The following is a 19,922-nucleotide window of genomic DNA, read 5'->3' on the forward strand; positions in this document are numbered from 1 at the left end:
TTATATGTGGTACGTGTTGAATCTTACTCTCTTATTGATCCATAGTAAAGGGTGGAAATCAGCAAAAAATGGTTATCCCACTATCGCATTAGGTCAATAATTCGCTTACAACCCTATGATTCGCTTCTTTTCTTCCGTTATCTAGCTATTTCGCTATTCCCTCTTGACGATCGGCGATTTGCACGATATTTACGAGTCACCGCTTTCTGTTTAAAAATCATTTTTTTCCAAACCAGCGGAATGCCGCCGATCAGAAACAGATAACGGGCATCGATCACTTTCTTCAACACGGCCGCGAGCTTGCCTTTGACCTTTTTCACTTTCAGCAGCCCAACCGCTTCACCTCTGCCTAAGGAAGCTACCGTTCCTTTGTAATCATACGCGAAGGGTTTGAGCGATTTTCCGCGTACAGCTGCGATCAAGTTCCTTGCCGCATTGTACCCTTGCTGCACCGCTATTTGCGCGTTCGCCGGATACGGTGTGCCCTGCGGACTCATGACGATCGAACAATCCCCCGTAATCCAAATTTCGGCATGCTGCAGTGAGCGTAAATAGCTGTCGACCTGCACGCGCCCCCGCTGGACATCGAAGCCTGCCTCCTCTAACAGTGCATGGCCGCGAATCCCTCCCGACCAAACAACGGTCGCCGATCGAATGAACTCTCCATTGCCCAGAATAACCCCCTCCGGCGTGCACGCCTTGATCGGAGTCGCTAATTTGTACTGTACGCCTTTGCGGCGCATCACATCCATCCCATAAGCAACGAGGTCGTTCGGCAATCCGGGAGGGAGCGCCGAGTGAGAAGCCTCGACATTGTAAATTTTGACAAGGGCCGGATCGACGTCGTACATCCTGCTAAGGATGGGTATGCGGTCCGCCAATTCACCGACAAACTCTGTGCCGGTGAAGCCTGCGCCGCCAACAACAAAGGTCAGGTAATCTTTGCGGTGAGGCTCCATTTTATATTTGGCAAACATATATTCAATGTGCTGGCGAATGAACCGTACGCTATTGATGCTCTTGATCGACATCGCATATTCTTTCATCCCGGGAATGCCGAATGTCTCGGTCTCACTCCCTAATCCGATAACCAGATAATCGTAGGAGAGGACTTCATCATCCAGCACTACCTTCTTTTCAAGGGGCACAATCTGCCTCACCGTCGACTTCACGAAGCGCACCTTACGCTCATCAATCAGCTCCGCAATCGCCACACGAGCATTATCGTGGTGATCCGTTCCCGCTGCCGGCATATGCAAATGCGTCGTGATGTAATGATAGTCATGCTTGTTGACCAGGGTCACATCCAGTTCCCCGTTTCTGAGCCGCTTCTGCAGACTGATCGTGGTGACAATCCCGCCGTAACCCGCGCCAAGTATGACTGCTTTCGGTTTACTCATGACATCCGCTCCTCCGATTTTTCTTTATCTTTTTTATTGTGAAAAAAATCACGTAGATTCGTAAAGCGAACCCTAACTTGGTTCATTTCTATCATATTCTATCTTTCTCCAGAAATCACCATAAAATTTTCCATAAATCTCTTTGAAAACCATTACATCAAAAATTAGTTTGAAGTGTCATCATCACAACCCGGTAACTGGAAATAATCGAGCGATCCCGTTATCTCCAATTCGCCGCGGAACTACAGTGCCCTATTCGTGTGATTCATCCCCTTTTTAGCCGATTGACGGAACTGTAGTACGCTAATTAAGCAAATACAAGCTTTTTTCCTGTCTTTTGTTGCGAATAGCATACTCACGTTCCGCGAAATCAGCCACATGCTCAAAAAGCCAGCCATAACGCACCCACGTTCCGCTCGCGGGGCATAAGAGCCTGCCCGTACAAAAAGGCAGCCAATAAAAAAAGGCAGTCCATCAAGCGTCCATGGATCTACCCTCTCTTCTATCTTGGAGTCTGCGCATGCGAAAGCAGTTCATTCCTGTTACCCCCAGCTCCTCCAACAGACCGTAGTTCGCCCAAGCGCCAACAGCCGCTCCTATGCCGGGAATAAGCTGAAGCATTTTACGGAAATCGATTGTATCGCGGTATTCCTGCTGCAGCTGTTGCCAGTCCACCTGATCCATATAGGCAGCTGCGGGCGGGAAGGAGCTGGAAATTGCGTGCCAATTGTGAATCGTAGCATAAAGCGCGGGCTTTTTTTCTGTACTGGAAAAGGCCAGTTGGAAGACATACAGGATGAACAAGCGCTCGCGGTAATCCTTCGTCGAGTAGCCGTAAGCGTGCGCCAACTCAAACAGAAATTTCAGCTTAATGCCGATTAGAATCGGGAAATCCGCCAAACCCAGCAGAATGCCGCCCGCTCCGGTTCCGGCACCTTCTGCTGCGGCTATTTTTTTATAAAGTGAGAGCAGCTCCTCAGCTCTGATATCGCTGTCCGCTAAGGATGCGCCTCGCAAGGGCTCGTTCTTGGGCATATAATCCATACCGACCAAAGTCGTCTGGACCATGCCTTTTACCACCCCGGTTATTGTCTTATGCACTTTGTCCGGAATGAGGCTGTTCATCTTGGTTTGCACGGATTTCGAGACTTTTTCTATCCTGCCCGGCGTCTTGTGCAGCTTGATCGTCCAGCGTTTCAATTGCCTGCTGATCTGCTGCTCGTACAGCGTCAACTCAGGGTCCACCCGCTTCACCACCGTCCATATTTCTTAATGACAGTATAGTATACGTGGCTCCTGTTCTCAAAATGTTGCAGCTGTGGACGACCTTACTCGACCTTACACCCAACCGCCATCCTGCGGGATAGCAACTTGATGCTGGAGATCTTCCGCGGCGAGCTGAAGGCTCAGATCCGCTCTTGTTACGAGGCAATGATTGATCGCATCCATATGGACGGCAACGACCTTCGTATAGGGCGCGTGCTTGCATACCTGTACAATATCTTCCGCTTCCATGGTGATCGCATCACCGACTGTGAACCGCGCACCGCCGGCGTTAACAACGGTCACATCCGGGCGAAAAGCTGCGAGCGCCAGCTCCACTTCGCTGCACCAAATGGTATCGCCTGCCACATACAGCGTCGGTTCACCGTCTGCTTGGAACACGAATCCGGAGACACGGCCCATTCTGAGGCCGATTTCGCCTGTTCCATGCTGTCCGCCTGTACGGCTGATCCGAATGCCATGGGTCGTGATGGCCGATTCGATAGAGGTTACTGCCGTAAACTCACGAGATGTGAATGTCTCTTCATCACCTGGCTGGCAGAAAATCGGTATCGATTTAGACAATGATGCAGCCGCCGCATCATCCCAGTGATCGCGGTGCAAGTGCGTCACGATCACGGCATCTGGCTGAAGCCATGCGTCTAAAGTGGCGGGCAGAGCAACCAGCGGATTGCGCCGTTCGTTCGCGGTTCCCGGAATTGCCGGATTGGCTCCCGCTTCGCTAAACATCGGATCAATCAGGAATGTCGAGCCTGCATATTCAAGCCAAAGCGTTGCGTGCCGGATGAGCTGTAATTTCATATCAAATGCACCTCTTATCGGAAAATAGTGAATCTGTTACAATTATAAAAAAAACGGACCGACACGCATACAACTCTATGAAAAGGAATACAAGTTTTCATTTTCATCATGAAAGGAAATAAGCGACGATGAACAACTCCACGATCGATGAGATCGATCTGCGGATATTGCAATGTTTAGTGGAAGATGCGACACGATCCAACAAAGTGATTGGCGAACTCGTCCACCTGACGGGTCAAGCCGTAGGCGCGCGCGTGCGGAAGATGCAGGATACCGGTCTCATTGAAGGCTACACCTTGCGCTGGAATCCCGATAAAATCGGGTTAACGGTGCATGCTTTTGTGTCTGTTTTTATGATCTCGGGCACGATGCACCAATCTTTCCAAGCCTTCGCTCAGCAAAATAGCCAGATCGTTGAGGTGCATCGAGTCAGCGGCGAGGGCTGCTATTGGCTGCGTCTGCGCGTCGGCTCATCTCAGGAGCTGAGCAGCCTTTTGGATAAATTGCTGCAGTTTGGGAATTACAGGCTAAGCTTGTCAATTGGGCAGGTGAAATAACGAAAGAAGCCCTTAACAAGGCCGCCGGTTGACGGATCGCACAAGCTAGTTAAAAGTCTGCGAGTTTCCGGCCGTGAATAGGCCGGAAACTCGCAGACTTTTGTTAATTTCGTATAACTACCAGTAGGCCAAAACATATAATACCGCAGGCCACGAGCAGTGAATCCGCCCCTCGCCATTGTAATAAATCGCTTTTGAGGGCGATCTGCTTCCCATCGATCTTCTTCATCTCCATCGCAACCGTCATCTCTTCTGCTTTATAAAACATCGAAAGCAGCAGCGGTACAACGAGCGCCGGAATATCTCTGGCGCGCACCGCGCCTGGGCGTAAAGCTGCTTTGCCTCTTGCCCGCACAATGGCGGAGAAGCGCTGCCACTCCCGCAAAATGAGCGGAATAAAACGGAAAATAAGGGAAACCGCCAAAGCGAAGGATTCCACTGGCAATTTGACCTTTTTTAAATAGTGCAGCGCCCAGTTAAGCCCCTGCACCAATTGGCCGTAAGGCGTGGTAGCCGCCAGCCAGTAGCCGGCAATAACGACTATGAACAGGCGAGTCACGTTTAACAGTGTGATCCATGCCCTGTCCACCGAGAAGCCTATTGGGAAATAGCTATTTGCCGCAGCAATTTGCAGGCCTGCAAGCCCAACGGAGAAGGCCATGAACATCAGGAAAGGCCACGCGATCTTGAGGCCGCCGCGCAGGGCGGTGCGCGGGAGCCCGATAAAGGCGAGCGCGACAGGCAGCGCTGCCGCTGCGAGTCCAATCCACTGCTGCTGCAGCATCGATCCGATGACGAGCAGCAGGTAGAGCAGCCACTTCGCCCGCGGATCCAGCCGGAGCCAAGCCGGCTGTTTGGCCGGCAGCTCAGCGGCATCCGCAGCCGGCTGCACCGCCGCTCTGGCTGCGGATGCCTCGGGCGGCACTGCGGCGCCCTCCGCAGGCCTCGCCGGCTGGGCGGCTCCGCGGTGCGTGCTGGCCGCGCGCACAAGCAGCGCCGCTGCGATCGCCTCCGCGGCGAGCTCCGGCGTGAGCCGGTCGGGCGCGATGGCGATGCCGCTGCGCGCGAGCGACTGCGCGGCCTCCACGCAGCTCGGGAGGCCGACACCCGCGCGAACGAGCAGCTCCGGCTCGCGGCAGAGCGCAGCAGGCGAGCCGTCGGCGACGATCGCGCCGCTCTCCATCACGAGGACACGATCCGCGAGCGGAAAAAACGTGTCCAGATCGTGCGTGGCGATGACGAAGCCGCCGCACGGCATGTCCCGCTCGCGAATAAGGCGCAGCAATTCGCGGACAGCCGCCGCCTCCAGACCGGCGGTCGGCTCATCCATGAGGAGCCAGTCCGGCGCGGTGGCGAAGGTTGTAGCCAGCGCAAGCCGGCGCTGCTCGCCGCCGCTTAGCGCAAAGGGCGACCGATCCATGGCGAAGACGCCACATGGATCGAAGTCCTCGCAAGCGGCGCGGATTCGCCGCTCGTTCTCTTGCGTCCCGAGTCGGTAGGGGCGCAGCGAATAGGCAAATTCGCGGCGAATGCTGCCGGCGAATAATTGCTGTTCGGGGAACTGGAACGTTAGCCCCAGGCGCAGCAAATGTTTAGGATCGACCTTCCCTTTTTGCCATAGCGGTTGATCGTCCAGCCTGATCTCCCCTGACGAAGGCTCCAAAATACCTGCTAGCATTTGCAGCAGCGTAGATTTCCCGGAGCCCGTGTGCCCTATCAGCAGCGTTACCGTACCTGCCTCAAAAGTAAGATCAAGTCCCTTCAATAAAAAATGATTGCTATCATCAGGAGCGCAAACGCTCACGTGTTTCATGGTCAGTGTCATCGCTCTGACACCGCCTCGGCCAGTTCATCTGCATGCAGCGGGTAGCTTTGAAGCCTGCAACCGCGTTCCAGTAAAGCCAACGCAGTCTGTACGACGAAAGGGGGCTCAAGCCCTAACCTTGTGCACGGGGTCGGCCCATCTTCACCCTTTTCCCCGTAAAAGAACGCTCTCGGCGCTCCGTCAAAAGCAACTTCTCCACCGCCGAATGCGACCATCCTTCCCGCTTCCGCCGCCTCTTCCAAACGATGTGTGATCCACACGATTGCCGTGCCTCCCTTATGCGCTCGACGCACAGCCTGCAAGACGTCCTGCCTTGCCGCTGGATCCAGCATTGCAGTAGGCTCGTCGAGTACGAGCAAGGAAGGTTTGGCCGCGAGGGCCGCTGCGATATTGACCAATTGTTTTTGGCCGCCAGATAACCGATGGAGCGCGCGGTTCAGCGGCACTGATAAACCAACAACCCTCAGCGCTTCACGGTAAAATGCAGCGCGTTCTTCTGGTGACATATGCTGCGTACCTGGTATATACTGCATCTCTTCTTCCACGGTATCCCCGACGAACTGGGCATCGGGAATTTGCAAAACGCCGCGAACCGGCGTTTTGCCTTCCTCCGCCTTATGTTCAAACCGCCCGCTGGAGAGCGGACATAAGCCAAGCAGCACGCTCGCCAGCGTGCTTTTGCCGCTGCCGTTAGCCCCGGTGACGACAATCCATTCTCCTCTATGTATATCAATCGAAATGTTGGACCACACCTGCCGGCCCCGATTGGTTTCAGTTCCATAAATGACGGAAGCCTGCTGGAGCGACGCCACTATCACTTTATTTGACATATGAAAATTGTTCCTTTCACTTTCTCAAAAGATATGCTATGATCTCAATTGTCAACCACTGTCTTCTATATATAGTTGACAATGCAATACACTAACAATAGCAGAAGCAGGAGCGATGAACAATATGAAGTTAACTCTTCGAGGCATTGTATTTAGCGCATTATTTGCGGCCATTCTAGTTTTATTCAGTTTTGTCAGTATACCACTTGGCTTTACCCCTGTCCCTATTACACTCCAAACGCTAGCAGTAATGCTTGCAGGCGGTCTGCTCGGAGCCCGTTATGGATTTCTCAGCATGGCGCTTGTTGTCGTGCTGACGGCGATCGGCTTCCCGCTGCTACACGGTACAGGCGGATTAAGCGTAATCCTCGGACCTACAGGCGGATTCATTCTAATCTGGCCCTTTGCCGCAGGACTTATCGGACTTGTGATGCCGCGGATTCGCTTGCAAGGCGCTATGGGTTACGTTGCTGCATTTGTCGTACTTGAACTATTCGGTTCCCTGTTTCTATATGTTGCTGGCGTGCCATGGTTAATGCACAAGGTACCTACGCTCACTTTCTCAAAAGCAATGTTCAACGCCTGCTACCCCTTCCTTCCTGGGGATGCTGTTAAAGCAGTCGTCGCGGCGCTTATTATTGCGCCAGTGCGCCAGGTTTTCCCGCCTCATCGGCTCACAGGTTCGAACTCGCGCAACGTTGTGCAGCAGCCTCAAGATGCGAAGTTGCTGTAAAGGTACACCTGATCCGTACGAAACGTAAATGTAGACTGACCCCAGAAATTGAAACAGCGACAGTCATGGACGAGAAAATAAAGTCCTAGACTGTCGCTGTTTTCATTGAACTAACGTTTTCCGTTAGGTTAAATCCCGCCCACTGATCATTGAAGAGTTCGACGAGCTTCTGTGCGCGGTGGCGGTTGATACAGCCAAAGTCATGTAGGACAGCAAGATGGTATTCAGGTCCAATGTCTGTTCGGAAGTTGAGAGTTATATCGCGCAAATTACTACTTTCATACCGATGCCTACACCGATGTATAAGTCGGAGTGGCATCGGTATATTTATGTTCTTTATTCTGCGCTTTTCAAACAAAGTATTTTATTTGAAATACTACATTGACAGTCATAGTAGTGTGTCGTATTATAAAAATGCGAGGTGATTACATGAGCGAGAGCAAACTTACATCCGACCTGCTGCGCGGACATACCGATACGATGATTTTACGGCTCTTATCCGAAGCTGACCGCTACGGGTACGAGATTGTCAAACTGATTGCCGAGCGCTCGGGCGGCGAGTATGAATTAAAGGAAGCCACGATGTACTCCAGCGTCCGGCGGCTTGAAACAGACGGCGATATCGAGTGGTATTGGGGCGATGAATCTCAGGGCGGACGGCGAAAGTATTTTAGGATTACCGAAAAAGGCAAGGATACTTACGCCCGCAATAAAAGCAATTGGGAGTATTCGAAGCGTGTACTAGAAAATTTATTATAAAGGAGATTTGATGAGATGAATCCAAAATTGACGAACTATTTGAACGGCGTTTTCACACCATACGATGGGGTAAAAAGCGTTACCGAATTAAAGGCGGACCTGCACTCCGATTTGCAAGAACGATACCTCGAACTAAAAGCCGAGGGCAAAGACGATGAAACAGCGTTTAATATAACTATAGAGAGCATCGGCGACATCGAGCAAACGATACTGGAGGTCGCCAACCTCTCCCGCTCGCTGGAGCGGCAAGTAGTGACAAACTTTAGCGCAAGCAACCTGACGAAAAGCGACTTTGCAGGCGTGACTGCGCATAAAGGTCAATTTAATGCTAGCGCGTTGCGCGGTGCCGACTTTGCGGGCGCAGACTTGACCGGAAGTTCATTTAAGAGCAGTGATTTACGCGAAGCCAATTTTGATGGCGCGAATCTGACGGACTGCAGCCTATCCACTTTAGACCTTTCGAATGCGAGCTTCAATAAATCGATCCTTGTACGTACCAACTTCAGTATTTCGGGACTGGATGGAGCCACATTCACAGGCGCAAAACTGACCGACGTCACGCTAACCAAAATCGACCTTAGAAAAACAATCTTTGAAGGTTGTATCTTTGACGGTGTGGACTTCAAATATTCCGATTTGAGCGGGCTGCGTCTAGACGGGCAAACCTTTATCGGCGTTAAGTTTGACAAGTCGGCATTAAACGAAGTTTCGTTTAGGGGTGCTACACTCAAGAATGTGTCTTTTCAGGCTTTCTTTTCATTGACCAATAAGTATTACCGTGGCATCAAAACCATCTGCTTTGACGGAGCGATGATGGATAAGTTGACTTATGCCTCACTTAAGGGCATGGGAGCCGATTTGTCTAAGGTTACTGTTCGATAAGGAGGAGGAAGTTTATGCAAAACAATTCAATTAAAGTGGTTGGGCTGCAGAAATCCTACAAACAGCATCAAGTCCTAAAGGGCGTTGATTTCGAGGTGGAAAAGGGCAGTATTTTCGCCCTGCTCGGCTCCAACGGGGCGGGCAAGACAACGGTTGTCAAAATCCTCACCACGTTGCTCAAACAAGACAGCGGAACCGCGACCGTGAACGGATTCGATGTGGCGTCAAAACCCGAGAATGTGCGGCAGGCGATCAGTCTGACCGGGCAATTTGCCGCCGTGGACGAAATTTTGACCGGACGGGAAAATCTGATCATGATTGCCAAGCTGCGATACCTCGAGAATCCGCGTCAGGTTGCGGACGACTTGCTTAAACGCTTCGGCTTGACAGACGCCGCCGACCGCAGGGCGTCTACTTATTCGGGTGGTATGCGCCGCAGGCTCGACATCGCCTTGAGCCTTGTGGGAAAACCGCAGATCATTTTCCTCGACGAGCCGACCACTGGGCTTGACCCCGAGGCGCGCATCGAGGTTTGGAAGATTGTCAAGGAGCTTGCCGACGGCGGCACGACGGTACTCCTAACCACACAGTATTTGGAGGAGGCTGAGCAGCTTGCTGACCGAATTGCCATTCTGCATGAGGGCAGGATTATCGCCAGCGGCACACTCTCGGAGCTAAAAAAGCTGTTCCCCTCCGCAAAGGTGGAGTATGTTGAAAAACAGCCGACATTAGAGGAGATATTCCTCGCCATCGTCGGCAAAAAGGAGGGAAAGTAAATGGAGATGGTAGTAAAGAAACACTTCTTCAGCGATATGGGCGTTATGCTTGGACGCTCCATGCGCCATATTTTCCGCAGTATGGACACCATCGTCACGGTCACCATCATGCCGATCGCGATGATGCTGCTGTTCGTCTATGTGTTCGGAGGCGCCATTCAAACCGGAACGGATAACTATGTGAATTACCTGTTGCCCGGTATACTACTGATTGCTATTGCTAGCGGCATATCCTACACGGCTTTCCGCCTGTTTACCGATGTGCAACGGGGCATATTCGAGCGGTTTCACTCCATGCCAATTTCACGTTCCACCTTACTGTGGGGGCATGTGCTGACCTCTCTGGTATCCAACGCCATATCGGTTGTCGTCATCATTCTCGTAGCGTTGATTATGGGCTTTCGTTCGCCAGCGGGGATATTGTCATGGCTTGCAGTAGCCGGCATACTCGCGCTGTTTACGCTGGCATTAACTTGGGTCGCAGCAATTGCCGGACTGACCGCAAAATCGGTGGATGGCGCAAGCGCCTTTTCCTACCCGATTATCTTCCTGCCGTTTATCAGCTCGGCGTTTGTGCCGACCACGTCGATGCCGGCGGTCGTTCGAGCCTTTGCCGAAAACCAGCCGGTGACCTCGATCGTGGAAGCTATTCGTGCGTTACTGTCAGGTCAACCGGCGGGCAATGAGATATGGATCGCTCTTGCGTGGTGCGTCGGGATTTTGTTCGTAGCCTACTTCTTTGCAATGAGGGTGTATAAAAAGCGGGTGTGAAAGCGAATAACGATATACTCATCGAAAAAAATTTCTTTAAGTTTAGGTCGTGATAATGTTCAGTCTAATAGCTTATTTTCCCAAGACCGTAAAAAGGCAGTTTAGAACCTGATCCAAGTTCTAAGCTGCCTTTTTCATGTCATGCTGGTCTGGCCGATTTTTACGATTTTGTAATGTGAGCCGCCGATTTTTTATTCGATTGTAATGCCCTGCCGTGTAAGCTAGATCTTGTAAACAGCAAAGACACAGCGCATTGTTCATCCTACGAATCAACTACGAACAGGAGTGGTATACATGAAAAATAACAAAAAAACATTGGCAGCATTAACGATCACAGCAGCGGTAGGTTTATCGGCCATTCTTCCCTTCAATGCCATGGCGGCCAACCCATTCTCAGATACGGCCAAAGCGCCACAGATTCAAGCAGCCATCGAACAATTAGCTCAGCAAAATGTCGTATCCGGCTATGAGAATCATGCGTTCAAATCCGAACAAACGGCAACCCGCGCGGAAATAGCGAAAATGGTCGTATTGGCGCTTCATCTGGATCTGAACGGTTCCACTTCCAACAGCTTTAGCGATGTTACATCGGCAGATTGGTTTCAATCCTATGTAACTGCACTTGCCGCTGTAGGCGCGGTGAAAGGTGAAGACGGTCAATTCGGACCGAATCAGTCGCTTACTTCCGATCAGTTGATCGATATCATAGCCAACGTATTAAAATTGGATAAAGCTGAGGTTAAAAAGCTGCCCAGCGCCGCATCCCTCTCAAACGGCCAAGTGACTCGCGGAGAAGCCGCTCTGCTCATCTATGAAGCGCAGCAACTGGCGCCTGTTCAAATTACGAGCATCCGTGCGTTGAATGGCATCACCTTGCAGTTAACGTTCTCGGCACCGATTTCGAATGCGGATCTGGAGCTGGCTCAAGCGTCCAAAAACTTTGTCTTTGACAACGGTCTTGCGATTTCCAACCAGCCTCGTTTAAAAACAGGCTCCAAATCGACTTACATTATTCCAACGCCAACTCAAAAGGCCGGAATGACCTATACGTTGTCATATAAAGATCAACCCGCGGTAACCTTCACAGGCAGTGGGGAGAAAATCGCATTAAAATCCACGCAGCAGGTTGCCAACGATATGTTTGAAATCGAGTCTACTCTCGCTGACGGAATTGCCGATTACGGTTATGTGATTGCAGCTTACAGCAAAGCGCGTCCAGGCGCTTTCATCGTCGATGAGAACAATAGGTATAACGGAAAGACGTACCAAATTTTATCCTCCATGCGTATGCGCCAAGTGCAAATTACGCCTGAAGGCGGCGTACCAATGACGGCTACTTACTCGCCTTTCACACAAGCTACGGATGGCAGACAGGCACCTAAGTTCATTCTTCCTAACGGTGAAACTTTCCGTCCAGGAGTGACTTATACCGTATCGGCGGACTGGGCAACTTTTGCAAGTGCGACATTTACAGCGAAGGACATTGCGCCGCTCGCTATTCAATCCGCCGCGGCAGTCGATGAAAAGTCGGTTACGATTACAATGACGCAGGATCCGAAAGATGAGCTTTTCGTACTCCGCCGCCTAACGCTAACAGCACCGGACGGCACTGTTCTGACTGCCGAATATGCGCAGTCTTCCCGCAAGGGGACTGCCGCTACTTTCGCCATCATGAATAACGGCAAATTAACGCCAGGCACCTCTTACACAGTTGCTCCAGTCGGTAATTGGGCGACAGCAGCCGGTGTAACTGTAACAACGAAATAAGCTATTGCGAGGGAGAAAAGGAGAGTTACCCATCTAATGGGTGCTCTCCTTCTTTCCATTCCAACTATCCAGCTCTGCTCACAAAGTGTACAGCGACTCAAAAATGCTGGAATAAAGTATGGTTACGCTAGGTTATCCGAAAGGTGACTCTCTAGTGCTTCAACGCCCAATGGAGACCTATGGTTATTTATTTCAAATCAAAATAAAATTTATTACATTTCTAAACCAGATTCCACTGGGAAAATTAATATCTCTACGGATGTTCTACCTCATCGGATAGGAGCTACCCATTAGTTGGGTAGCCGACCTTCCACACCACCGTACGTACCGTTCGGTATACGGCGGTTCAACCGCTTGAGTGCAATTGATGTAAACGCTCGTACTGGGCAGGGAAGTATTTCAACTGCTAGCTACTGGTGAAGTTGGCAACTCAATCGACAACTTTATTTTCTTTTGACAATTATAATCTCCGTTTCCACCATAAAATCCAAAACCTAATAAAAAAAGCTTGTCACCTTCTCGTGGCGAGCTTTTGCTTTATCATTCATTTCTCATTTATTACTTCAGCTTTTTCCAAAGTAATAACCGATCAATGTACACAAAATTGGACTAATCGCCGTAAATACTAACTTCAGGACTTCAATCGTCTTATCGGTGTTCGTAGCATTGGTCAGTAATTGATATAAGAGCACACAAAGCTCCAGCGTTACGATAATACCGAAAAATGCAAGTAATGATTTAAGAAGAAACGAACGCTCCGTCTTAACATCACTTACAACAATATTACTCTCCGAAGAACTCGACTCCAATTTCTGGACTTCTACTTTCTCCCAATCTACCGTTTAGTCGTTCTTCAATACGATGAGTTACATACTCGAGTCATTTCGGATCTACGATCCCATAGTCGATCTATGTTGCTTCAATAACGCCATTCCCAATACTTTGCTCCCTGAGATACAATTAGAAAATCTAACCATGTTTCAAAGTTCATAGAAAGTGAGCTCGCCTGATCATATCTATCTCCGGACCTAAACCATTTTAAATAACCATTTAAGTTGTGTGCTTTTGTTCCGTCAATAAATAGCGTGTCACCAAGAATATGGGCAATCGGATACCAACCTGTTGGCATATTGTGATTATGCCACTGTTCAATTTCATCTATACCATAAATTTGTACACCTATTCCAAAATCACTCCCAAATAGCTTTGCTCCGTTATGAATTAGAAAAAAATTATGGAGATCAATTGGTAAATTCCATCCAGTGCGTTTTGTAAATTCAACTAGTTTTTCAACTGTGGTTCTAGGCGCAAAAGAGAAAGTTTCCTTGACCAAAATGCCTCCTTCTCTCTGGAATACGACTCCACCGCTGCCTATTCTTTTTTGTAGAGCTACAATTGTTTTATAAATCAGTGTTTCTTGCAATTCTTGATTAGCAACCATATTTAATGAGCGTGATTTTTTTGGGGTCTTCCCTTCAATTATTACTTTTATTTCTTCTGTTAATGGTACAATAGCCCCACCATTGGAACCAATAATACTACCATCGGAATACAAGCCAATACCATTTGTAAGTTCTATTCCTGTTGGCGATACATTCTTAATTTCTGCGACTTCAAAAAGAGAGCCTTTTCCGGTTACATCAACTGCTACTACATCTCCTGATTGCAAGGATTGTGCCCAGGACAGTTTGTCTTTATTGATTTTATTTCCTAACCTATTAACTCCTATTAATCGCTGTTTATCCATTTTTATCCTTCTTCCCTGTAAATAATTTTTAAGCCTCTATGATGTCTCATAGAGGCAATTATCAATTATTAATCATCTCCCCAAGTAGTTAAATCTGAATAACTATATGGAGAATAATTACTCCACCAAGGAGTCACTGTTTGTTGATGGTACCATTTCGGGAGTGGCATTAAGTTGCTATAATCATTAGTCCCACCGAATTGGCGTGGTAGTATGTGATGAATATCGTATTGAGTCCAGCCGCCACTCGGAGTACCATACCATTGAGTATACCAATTAATATAATTTTGTCGATCAGTTGATGTCCAAGATACTTTATTACCTACCGGAAGATAGTTAGAGTATTGTGGTTTGGACATAACCTTCCCTTGGAGACTGTCCGTGTATACAGGATACGAAAGCCCCTTACCATTTGCGAGTCCAAGATTATACTCTCCCTCAATTGGTGCGGGCAAGTATGGAGCTCCTTCACTATCAAAACTAACTAATCCAATAGCGAAATCCCAATAATAAGAAGAGAAAACCGGAAACTCTGTATAAATTTGTTTTCCAACATATATCTGGGATAATGTACTAGCGGAATTATCATATTCTGAATATGCTCCATTTTGACTTGTTGAATTAGCTAGTACTAGATCGTAATGAACAGATGCAGGTGGAGTACCTAAGATGTTAGTAATTTGAAAACCGAGATCAATATATCCATCCCCACTCATGGAGATGAGAGGTTGAAACGTAATCTCCGAGTAAGGTTGTGTACTTTCGGTGGCTGGAGTTTGTAAAGGTGAAGTATTGGATTGAGATTTATCTATCGTTGTATCCTTTATAGTGTTTACTTTGGATTTATCCGAATTCGATATCTTATTTACAAGATCTTGATGCATATCCTTATCAGATAATGGAGTTATAGAAATTACTTGCTCATTTTTTATTCTCATTACCTGCTTGTTTAGGTGTATAAAACTCTTTTGCGAAGCTTCGATAATACCATCGCCTATGTGTACTATAGGAGCAGGATGAGAGATTGTTGACTCTGGTTTTTCAGCAGCAAAAGCCGGAACAACTGATGCAGATAATATTAATGAAGATACCGTCAAAGATACAAGTAAACGACGAAAAGGTTTCATCTAAAGTTACAACTCCTCTTTTATTCATTATTAGTAGAGTATAAAACTCAACTTTGGGATACTTCCATTCGAATAAATACTATAAGACTAACTATAATACTATTTGCAGTCTATCCTCCTTCAGTGGAATCCACCTTTATTTGGTTTATATACCAATTATTATCCAATAATAACAAAAAAATAAAAATACCTCACATGAGGTATTTTTATCATCATTCTTTTTATATATCTATTAATGAAATATACGAAATCAGTATACTTAATATTAATGATGCTTTAGAATTAACACCTAATTTATAGTTTATTTTCTTTATATAGGTTCGAACTGTATGTTCTGAGATCATTAATTCCTCTGCGATCTTTTTTGTATCAAAATCCATCACCCAGTAGGATGTTATCTCTACTTCTCTTGGTGTAAGAACCGCGAATTTATTTTGGATAATATCTTTGAATTTTTTTTGGTAGTCAAGTTTTTCAGACACATTACTTCCCTCCCAATATTTATACGGTTATACCTCTCACCCCTTATAAAAGCATATTTTACTATATATCCCACTAAATTAGAAGTTTAGCAACTTAATCAGAAAAAACCATGATGTCTTGGGGAAATAAGGTATTTTCTTTGAACAGCTCAAATCCTTTCCTTGAGGACACAGATTGGCTCAAACGACTAAGCTCATGCCTAAATTTCTTTATACATATACGATGATCATTGACAACTGACTTTAAGTCAATTATAATTGACTCAAGATCAATTATTAAATTATATGGGGGTTTCATTTATGAGTCAAAAAGTCGCATTGATTACAGGGGCATCTTCCGGCATAGGTAAAGAAGCAGCAATCGAGCTAAAGAACAAGGGTTTTACAGTTTATGCAGCTGCCCGGCGCATAGATAAAATGCAGGATCTTGCTGCAAAAGGGATTCATCCTATTGCATTGGATGTAACCGATGATGAATCCATGGTTCATTGCGTCAATACGATTCTTAAGAAAGAACACAGAATTGACATTCTGATTAATAACGCAGGATATGGTTCTTATGGGGCGGTTGAGGATGTATCTCTGGAAGAAGCCCGGCGTCAAATGGAAGTAAATGTGTTTGGGCTTGCGAGAATGATCCAGCTTGTGGTGCCTAGCATGAGAAAAAATCAATTCGGGAAAATAGTTAACGTTTCTTCAATGGGAGGTAAAATTTGGACCATGTTTGGTGGCTGGTATCATGCGACCAAATTTGCGGTCGAAGGTCTTTCGGATTGCCTTCGCCTGGAATTGGAACCGTTCGGAATTGATGTCATCGTGGTGGAGCCGGGCGGAATCAAGACCGACTGGGGTATTATTGCCGCAGAAAACCTTAAAAAGGTATCCGCCAAGGGGCCGTATGCCCAGGCAGCCAGCAAGGCAGCCGATGGTATGATCAAGAATTATACTGGCAATCAATTATCGAAGCCGGAGCTAATCGCGCGAACCATTGCTAAAGCAGTAACCGTTAGAAGACCAAAAACACGTTATCTTGTAGGTTTTATGGCAAAACCTATGGTATTCATGAAAAATGTTTTTGGAGATCGTGCCTACGATAAAATTATCAAAATGTTCAGCTAAGACATCGTTAATTGTGGTCTTAATTTTTGACTCCAAATCGATAAGGGATTAAAATTAATCGAAATGGAGTGATGAAGTTATGGCAAAACGTGCGATGACACCTGAAGCAAAGGCTTTAAAAGCTCAGGCCATTCTAGATAAAGCGGCAGAAATGTTCCTTTCATCCGAGTATGAAAAAATTAAAATGTCCGATATAGCCAATCAGATGGGCATGTCTAACGGCATTCTATTTGTTTACTTTAAAACTAAAGAGGCCTTGTTTTTTAGCCTGCTGTGTCGGGAGTATGAGAAAAGGGTTGCGTGTCTGACAGAAATGGCGAAAGAATCGCCAATCAAGGATATCGATGACTTCAAGAATCTTGTCATGAATGAGCTTACAGAATTGGTTGACCATAATCCCCTTTATATAAGACTGGAATCCATGCGTACGGCGATATTCGAAAAAAATGTAGACGCGGAAACCATGTTAAATCAGAAAATGAATTTATACAAGTTGATGACGGATTTGGTGACCCTTATTTGTGAACATCATGCATTAACGCAAGAGGATGTCATGGATATCCTTCAAGCGGAAGCATCGATTATAACCGGTTGCAAATTATCTGCCACCTTGCCTGCGGAAGTTATAGACATCATCGAAAAGCACGGACTTGATGGACTCAAACGTGATTTCAAGAATGATGTTCTTACTACAATGAACCATTATTTAAATGGTTATATTAGAAATAGAAGATGAAATTTTTGAAAAGAGGCTGGAAATATGGAACAACCCCACGGAGTAACAGCCGTTGTTGCAGGGGCGACGGGGCTAGTCGGACAGGAGCTGGTCCGTATGCTTCTGGAGCATCCGTCGTACAGCCGCGTTATCGCACTTGTGCGCCGAGAAATCGGCTTATCTCATCCGAAGCTGGTGGAGCGACGCGTCTCCTTCGACCGTCTGGAGGAGGAGATGGACGAGCAACTGCTGCGGGACACTGACGTCTTCTGCGCGCTCGGCACGACAATCAAGCAGGCAGGCAGCAAGGAAGCGTTCCGCCGGGTTGACTATGCGTACCCGCTGGCGCTGGGGCGTGCAGCCCGTCGATATGGCGCAGCATGTTTCGTCATCGTTTCGGCGATGAGCTCGTCGGAGCGGTCAATGATGTTCTATAGTCGCGTAAAGGGAGAGGTGGAGCGAGACTTGGCAGCTCTCGGTCTGCGACGCCTTGTCGTGTTGCGGCCATCTTTGCTACTCGGAGACCGCACCGAAAGCCGGCCCGGGGAGAGATTGGCTATTGTGTTGTCCCGGCCACTCGGCGCACTAATGATCGGGCCCTTTGCCAAATATAGGGCAATCGATAGTCGGGATGTCGCCTGTTCGATGATCGCGGCAGCCCGCAACGAAGGTCCCGCTCACGAAATTCTAGAGTCGGGCGAGATCTCCTCTCTTGCTGCTGCCGTCCGGCGCAAGCGTCCCATGTAGGAATCACAAAGTTTGACCACTCCCATAAATTGGATTATATTATATCTAGTACTAGTACCAGATACTAATCTTTAGGAGTGAGTTCGAATTGAAATATTTTATCCTTACTGGCACCTCTCGCGGGCTTGGCGAAGCGATGGCAAAAAGCCTCATTTCTTCCCAGCATCATCTGTTTTGCATATCCCGAAACAAGAATGAAGCCTTATCCTCAAATAACGATAACATCGATCAAATCGAATTCGATTTAGATCAGACCTCCCAAATTGAAGAGATGATGGAACAAATATTCAGCAGCATAGATGACAAAGATGCAGAAGGTGTATATCTGATTAATAACGCCGCTATCCTTACTCCCTTATCGCGCATTGAAGAGGCAGACGGGAACGAATTAAGCAAAAACCTGCATGTTAATCTACTCTCGCCTATTATCTTGACCTCATCTTTCATCCGTTTTTCTAAACGGCTTCAGGTCGACAAGCGCGTGTTGAACATTTCCTCGGCATCGGCCCGACATCTGCTCCCTGGCATGAGTGCTTATTCAGCAGCTAAAGCCGGGTTGGATATTTTTACGAAATGTGTTGGCGTAGAGCAAGGGGTTGATGCACATGCTGTAAAGGTAGTCTCTGTATGGCCAGGCATGATCGACACTTCTCTGCAAGAAGAAGCCCGACATGCAGATAAACGCACTTTCCCAGCCGCTGAAATTTTCGGCAACGTCAAGGATCAGGGCATGCTCGCTTCCCCGGCTTCAACGGCTGAGAAGATCCTTTCGTTATTTCTTGGGGACGGATTTGCGCAAGGCGCTGTTGTTGAAGAACTTTTTGCCTAATTTCCATAAACCAAGCTTTACAGCTATGGCATAAAACATCCCTCCGGCTTGAATCATCAGGCAGGAGGGATGTTTTTATTCATGCTTGGCCATATAGCCTACGCCAGGGTAGGTCACGATCAGATCAAGCCCCTCTGCGGCGGCCTTCACCTTTTGACGAATCCGCGCGATGGTTACCCGCAAATATTCCACCTCATCGCGGTATTCGCTTCCCCACACCTCGCTGAGCAGTTGCTCATGCGTCATGACCTTGTCGGCATGCTGCAGCAACAGGGCAAACAAGTTATACTCCGTCTCGGTGAACTTGATCTCCGTATCGTTCAGCCACGTTCTGCGCTGTGCCAGATTGACCGTGACCGGACCAAGCGTAATTTCGCTTATCGTCGCATGAGCTGACATGCGCCCATCCATCCGGCGAAGCACCGCGTTCACCCTGGCGAACAGCTCCTCTAACGAAAATGGCTTCGTCAAATAATCGTCCGCGCCCAGATTCAACCCCTGAACTTTATCGCTGGAGTTGCTGCGCGCCGTCAACATAATGACGGGAACGCTGGAGTACGTTCGCAGCCGCTTAAGGACTTCAAACCCATCCATGCCTGGCATCATCAGATCGAGCAGGATCAAATCGGGATCAAAGCCCTCCACTTCATCCAGCGCCTCCGCGCCGCTCTGACAGGTCAGCGTTTCAAAATCCAGTGATTTAAGATTCGCCGCGACAAAACGCACGATTTTCGGCTCGTCATCGACGATCATAATTTTCTGTTTTTTCAT

At 47.9% G+C, this 19,922-nt stretch carries 21 protein-coding genes; 11 read left to right on the forward strand and 10 right to left on the reverse strand.

All coding sequences use genetic code 11. The annotated features are described in order from the left end of the window. Window positions 1-137: 137 nt before the first annotated feature. From ABRS97_RS17275 to ABRS97_RS17285, 3 genes are all read right to left on the reverse strand, one after another. Entirely contained in the window at window positions 138-1,400 is a 1,263-nt protein-coding gene (locus tag ABRS97_RS17275; RefSeq protein ID WP_367815928.1) for an NAD(P)/FAD-dependent oxidoreductase, read from the reverse strand. A 474-nt stretch (window positions 1,401-1,874) separates the two neighbouring features. Continuing rightward, window positions 1,875-2,645, reverse strand: a complete 771-nt coding sequence (locus tag ABRS97_RS17280; protein ID WP_367815930.1) for an EcsC family protein — start codon at window positions 2,643-2,645, stop codon at window positions 1,875-1,877. A 93-nt stretch (window positions 2,646-2,738) separates the two neighbouring features. After that, window positions 2,739-3,485 carry an MBL fold metallo-hydrolase gene (locus ABRS97_RS17285; RefSeq protein ID WP_367815932.1) on the reverse strand — a complete coding sequence of 249 codons (747 nt, stop codon included), beginning with the start codon at window positions 3,483-3,485 and terminating at the stop codon, window positions 2,739-2,741. Window positions 3,486-3,613: 128 nt separating this feature from the next. Here ABRS97_RS17285 and ABRS97_RS17290 point away from each other — a divergent pair, with 128 nt between their 5' ends. Next, window positions 3,614-4,042, forward strand: a complete 429-nt coding sequence (locus ABRS97_RS17290; protein WP_367815934.1) for an Lrp/AsnC family transcriptional regulator — start codon at window positions 3,614-3,616, stop codon at window positions 4,040-4,042. Window positions 4,043-4,145: 103 nt separating this feature from the next. Here the strand turns inward: ABRS97_RS17290 and ABRS97_RS17295 are convergent, their stop codons facing one another. After that, window positions 4,146-5,867 carry an ATP-binding cassette domain-containing protein gene (locus tag ABRS97_RS17295; RefSeq protein ID WP_367815936.1) on the reverse strand — a complete coding sequence of 574 codons (1,722 nt, stop codon included), beginning with the start codon at window positions 5,865-5,867 and terminating at the stop codon, window positions 4,146-4,148. After that, complete coding sequence (locus ABRS97_RS17300) at window positions 5,864-6,697, reverse strand: ATP-binding cassette domain-containing protein (RefSeq protein WP_367815938.1); 834 nt, start codon at window positions 6,695-6,697, stop codon at window positions 5,864-5,866. The genes ABRS97_RS17295 and ABRS97_RS17300 overlap by 4 nt, the downstream gene beginning before the upstream one ends. Before the next feature lie 124 nt (window positions 6,698-6,821). Here ABRS97_RS17300 and ABRS97_RS17305 point away from each other — a divergent pair, with 124 nt between their 5' ends. From ABRS97_RS17305 to ABRS97_RS17330, 6 genes are all read left to right on the forward strand, one after another. Then, a complete protein-coding gene (locus ABRS97_RS17305; protein ID WP_367815940.1) occupies window positions 6,822-7,430 on the forward strand; it encodes a biotin transporter BioY in 609 nt (202 codons plus the stop codon). A gap of 429 nt (window positions 7,431-7,859) precedes the next feature. Further along, window positions 7,860-8,189: a PadR family transcriptional regulator gene (locus tag ABRS97_RS17310; protein WP_367815942.1), complete on the forward strand. Its 330-nt coding sequence runs from the start codon at window positions 7,860-7,862 to the stop codon at window positions 8,187-8,189. Between the two features lie 15 nt (window positions 8,190-8,204). After that, a complete protein-coding gene (locus ABRS97_RS17315) occupies window positions 8,205-9,071 on the forward strand; it encodes a pentapeptide repeat-containing protein (RefSeq protein ID WP_367815944.1) in 867 nt (288 codons plus the stop codon). Window positions 9,072-9,085: 14 nt separating this feature from the next. Next, on the forward strand, window positions 9,086-9,847 hold the full coding sequence (locus tag ABRS97_RS17320; protein WP_367815945.1) for an ABC transporter ATP-binding protein: 762 nt from the start codon (window positions 9,086-9,088) through the stop codon (window positions 9,845-9,847). 6 nt (window positions 9,848-9,853) lie between these two features. Beyond that, window positions 9,854-10,618 (forward strand): ABC transporter permease, encoded by a 765-nt coding sequence (locus ABRS97_RS17325; RefSeq protein ID WP_483312471.1) that lies wholly within the window; start codon window positions 9,854-9,856, stop codon window positions 10,616-10,618. A 294-nt stretch (window positions 10,619-10,912) separates the two neighbouring features. Continuing rightward, window positions 10,913-12,385 (forward strand): S-layer homology domain-containing protein, encoded by a 1,473-nt coding sequence (locus ABRS97_RS17330; protein ID WP_367815949.1) that lies wholly within the window; start codon window positions 10,913-10,915, stop codon window positions 12,383-12,385. 563 nt (window positions 12,386-12,948) lie between these two features. Here the strand turns inward: ABRS97_RS17330 and ABRS97_RS17335 are convergent. From ABRS97_RS17335 to ABRS97_RS17350, 4 genes are all read right to left on the reverse strand, one after another. Continuing rightward, entirely contained in the window at window positions 12,949-13,194 is a 246-nt protein-coding gene (locus ABRS97_RS17335) for a hypothetical protein (RefSeq protein WP_367815951.1), read from the reverse strand. Between the two features lie 110 nt (window positions 13,195-13,304). After that, window positions 13,305-14,132, reverse strand: a complete 828-nt coding sequence (locus ABRS97_RS17340; protein ID WP_367815953.1) for an SMI1/KNR4 family protein — start codon at window positions 14,130-14,132, stop codon at window positions 13,305-13,307. A gap of 68 nt (window positions 14,133-14,200) precedes the next feature. Beyond that, window positions 14,201-15,259 carry an HNH endonuclease signature motif containing protein gene (locus tag ABRS97_RS17345; protein ID WP_367815955.1) on the reverse strand — a complete coding sequence of 353 codons (1,059 nt, stop codon included), beginning with the start codon at window positions 15,257-15,259 and terminating at the stop codon, window positions 14,201-14,203. Window positions 15,260-15,480: 221 nt separating this feature from the next. Further along, window positions 15,481-15,741, reverse strand: a complete 261-nt coding sequence (locus ABRS97_RS17350; RefSeq protein ID WP_367815957.1) for a helix-turn-helix transcriptional regulator — start codon at window positions 15,739-15,741, stop codon at window positions 15,481-15,483. A 300-nt stretch (window positions 15,742-16,041) separates the two neighbouring features. Between ABRS97_RS17350 and ABRS97_RS17355 the strand changes: the two genes are divergently transcribed. From ABRS97_RS17355 to ABRS97_RS17370, 4 genes are all read left to right on the forward strand, one after another. After that, complete coding sequence (locus ABRS97_RS17355) at window positions 16,042-16,860, forward strand: oxidoreductase (RefSeq protein WP_367815959.1); 819 nt, start codon at window positions 16,042-16,044, stop codon at window positions 16,858-16,860. Between the two features lie 79 nt (window positions 16,861-16,939). Continuing rightward, the gene (locus ABRS97_RS17360) at window positions 16,940-17,596 is read left to right on the forward strand and encodes a TetR/AcrR family transcriptional regulator (RefSeq protein WP_367815960.1); all 657 of its coding nucleotides are present in this window, start codon (window positions 16,940-16,942) and stop codon (window positions 17,594-17,596) included. 24 nt (window positions 17,597-17,620) lie between these two features. Then, on the forward strand, window positions 17,621-18,322 hold the full coding sequence (locus ABRS97_RS17365; protein WP_367815962.1) for an oxidoreductase: 702 nt from the start codon (window positions 17,621-17,623) through the stop codon (window positions 18,320-18,322). A gap of 88 nt (window positions 18,323-18,410) precedes the next feature. Further along, window positions 18,411-19,151 (forward strand): (S)-benzoin forming benzil reductase, encoded by a 741-nt coding sequence (locus ABRS97_RS17370; protein WP_367815964.1) that lies wholly within the window; start codon window positions 18,411-18,413, stop codon window positions 19,149-19,151. A 75-nt stretch (window positions 19,152-19,226) separates the two neighbouring features. Here the strand turns inward: ABRS97_RS17370 and ABRS97_RS17375 are convergent, their stop codons facing one another. After that, on the reverse strand, window positions 19,227-19,922 hold the full coding sequence (locus ABRS97_RS17375; protein ID WP_367815966.1) for a response regulator transcription factor: 696 nt from the start codon (window positions 19,920-19,922) through the stop codon (window positions 19,227-19,229).

It is taken from the genome of Paenibacillus tabacirhizosphaerae, assembly GCF_040812395.1.
Classification (GTDB): Bacteria; Bacillota; Bacilli; order Paenibacillales; family NBRC-103111; genus Paenibacillus_E.

Coding starts and splice junctions, on each gene's coding strand:
- ABRS97_RS17275 (WP_367815928.1), bottom strand. CDS start 1,400: ATGAGTAAACCGAAAGCAGTCATACTTGGCGCGGGTTACGGCGGGATT.
- ABRS97_RS17285 (WP_367815932.1), bottom strand. CDS start 3,485: ATGAAATTACAGCTCATCCGGCACGCAACGCTTTGGCTTGAATATGCA.
- ABRS97_RS17290 (WP_367815934.1), top strand. CDS start 3,614: ATGAACAACTCCACGATCGATGAGATCGATCTGCGGATATTGCAATGT.
- ABRS97_RS17295 (WP_367815936.1), bottom strand. CDS start 5,867: ATGACACTGACCATGAAACACGTGAGCGTTTGCGCTCCTGATGATAGC.
- ABRS97_RS17300 (WP_367815938.1), bottom strand. CDS start 6,697: ATGTCAAATAAAGTGATAGTGGCGTCGCTCCAGCAGGCTTCCGTCATT.
- ABRS97_RS17305 (WP_367815940.1), top strand. CDS start 6,822: ATGAAGTTAACTCTTCGAGGCATTGTATTTAGCGCATTATTTGCGGCC.
- ABRS97_RS17310 (WP_367815942.1), top strand. CDS start 7,860: ATGAGCGAGAGCAAACTTACATCCGACCTGCTGCGCGGACATACCGAT.
- ABRS97_RS17315 (WP_367815944.1), top strand. CDS start 8,205: ATGAATCCAAAATTGACGAACTATTTGAACGGCGTTTTCACACCATAC.
- ABRS97_RS17320 (WP_367815945.1), top strand. CDS start 9,086: ATGCAAAACAATTCAATTAAAGTGGTTGGGCTGCAGAAATCCTACAAA.
- ABRS97_RS17325 (WP_483312471.1), top strand. CDS start 9,854: ATGGTAGTAAAGAAACACTTCTTCAGCGATATGGGCGTTATGCTTGGA.
- ABRS97_RS17330 (WP_367815949.1), top strand. CDS start 10,913: ATGAAAAATAACAAAAAAACATTGGCAGCATTAACGATCACAGCAGCG.
- ABRS97_RS17340 (WP_367815953.1), bottom strand. CDS start 14,132: ATGGATAAACAGCGATTAATAGGAGTTAATAGGTTAGGAAATAAAATC.
- ABRS97_RS17345 (WP_367815955.1), bottom strand. CDS start 15,259: ATGAAACCTTTTCGTCGTTTACTTGTATCTTTGACGGTATCTTCATTA.
- ABRS97_RS17355 (WP_367815959.1), top strand. CDS start 16,042: ATGAGTCAAAAAGTCGCATTGATTACAGGGGCATCTTCCGGCATAGGT.
- ABRS97_RS17360 (WP_367815960.1), top strand. CDS start 16,940: ATGGCAAAACGTGCGATGACACCTGAAGCAAAGGCTTTAAAAGCTCAG.
- ABRS97_RS17365 (WP_367815962.1), top strand. CDS start 17,621: ATGGAACAACCCCACGGAGTAACAGCCGTTGTTGCAGGGGCGACGGGG.
- ABRS97_RS17375 (WP_367815966.1), bottom strand. CDS start 19,922: ATGAAAAAACAGAAAATTATGATCGTCGATGACGAGCCGAAAATCGTG.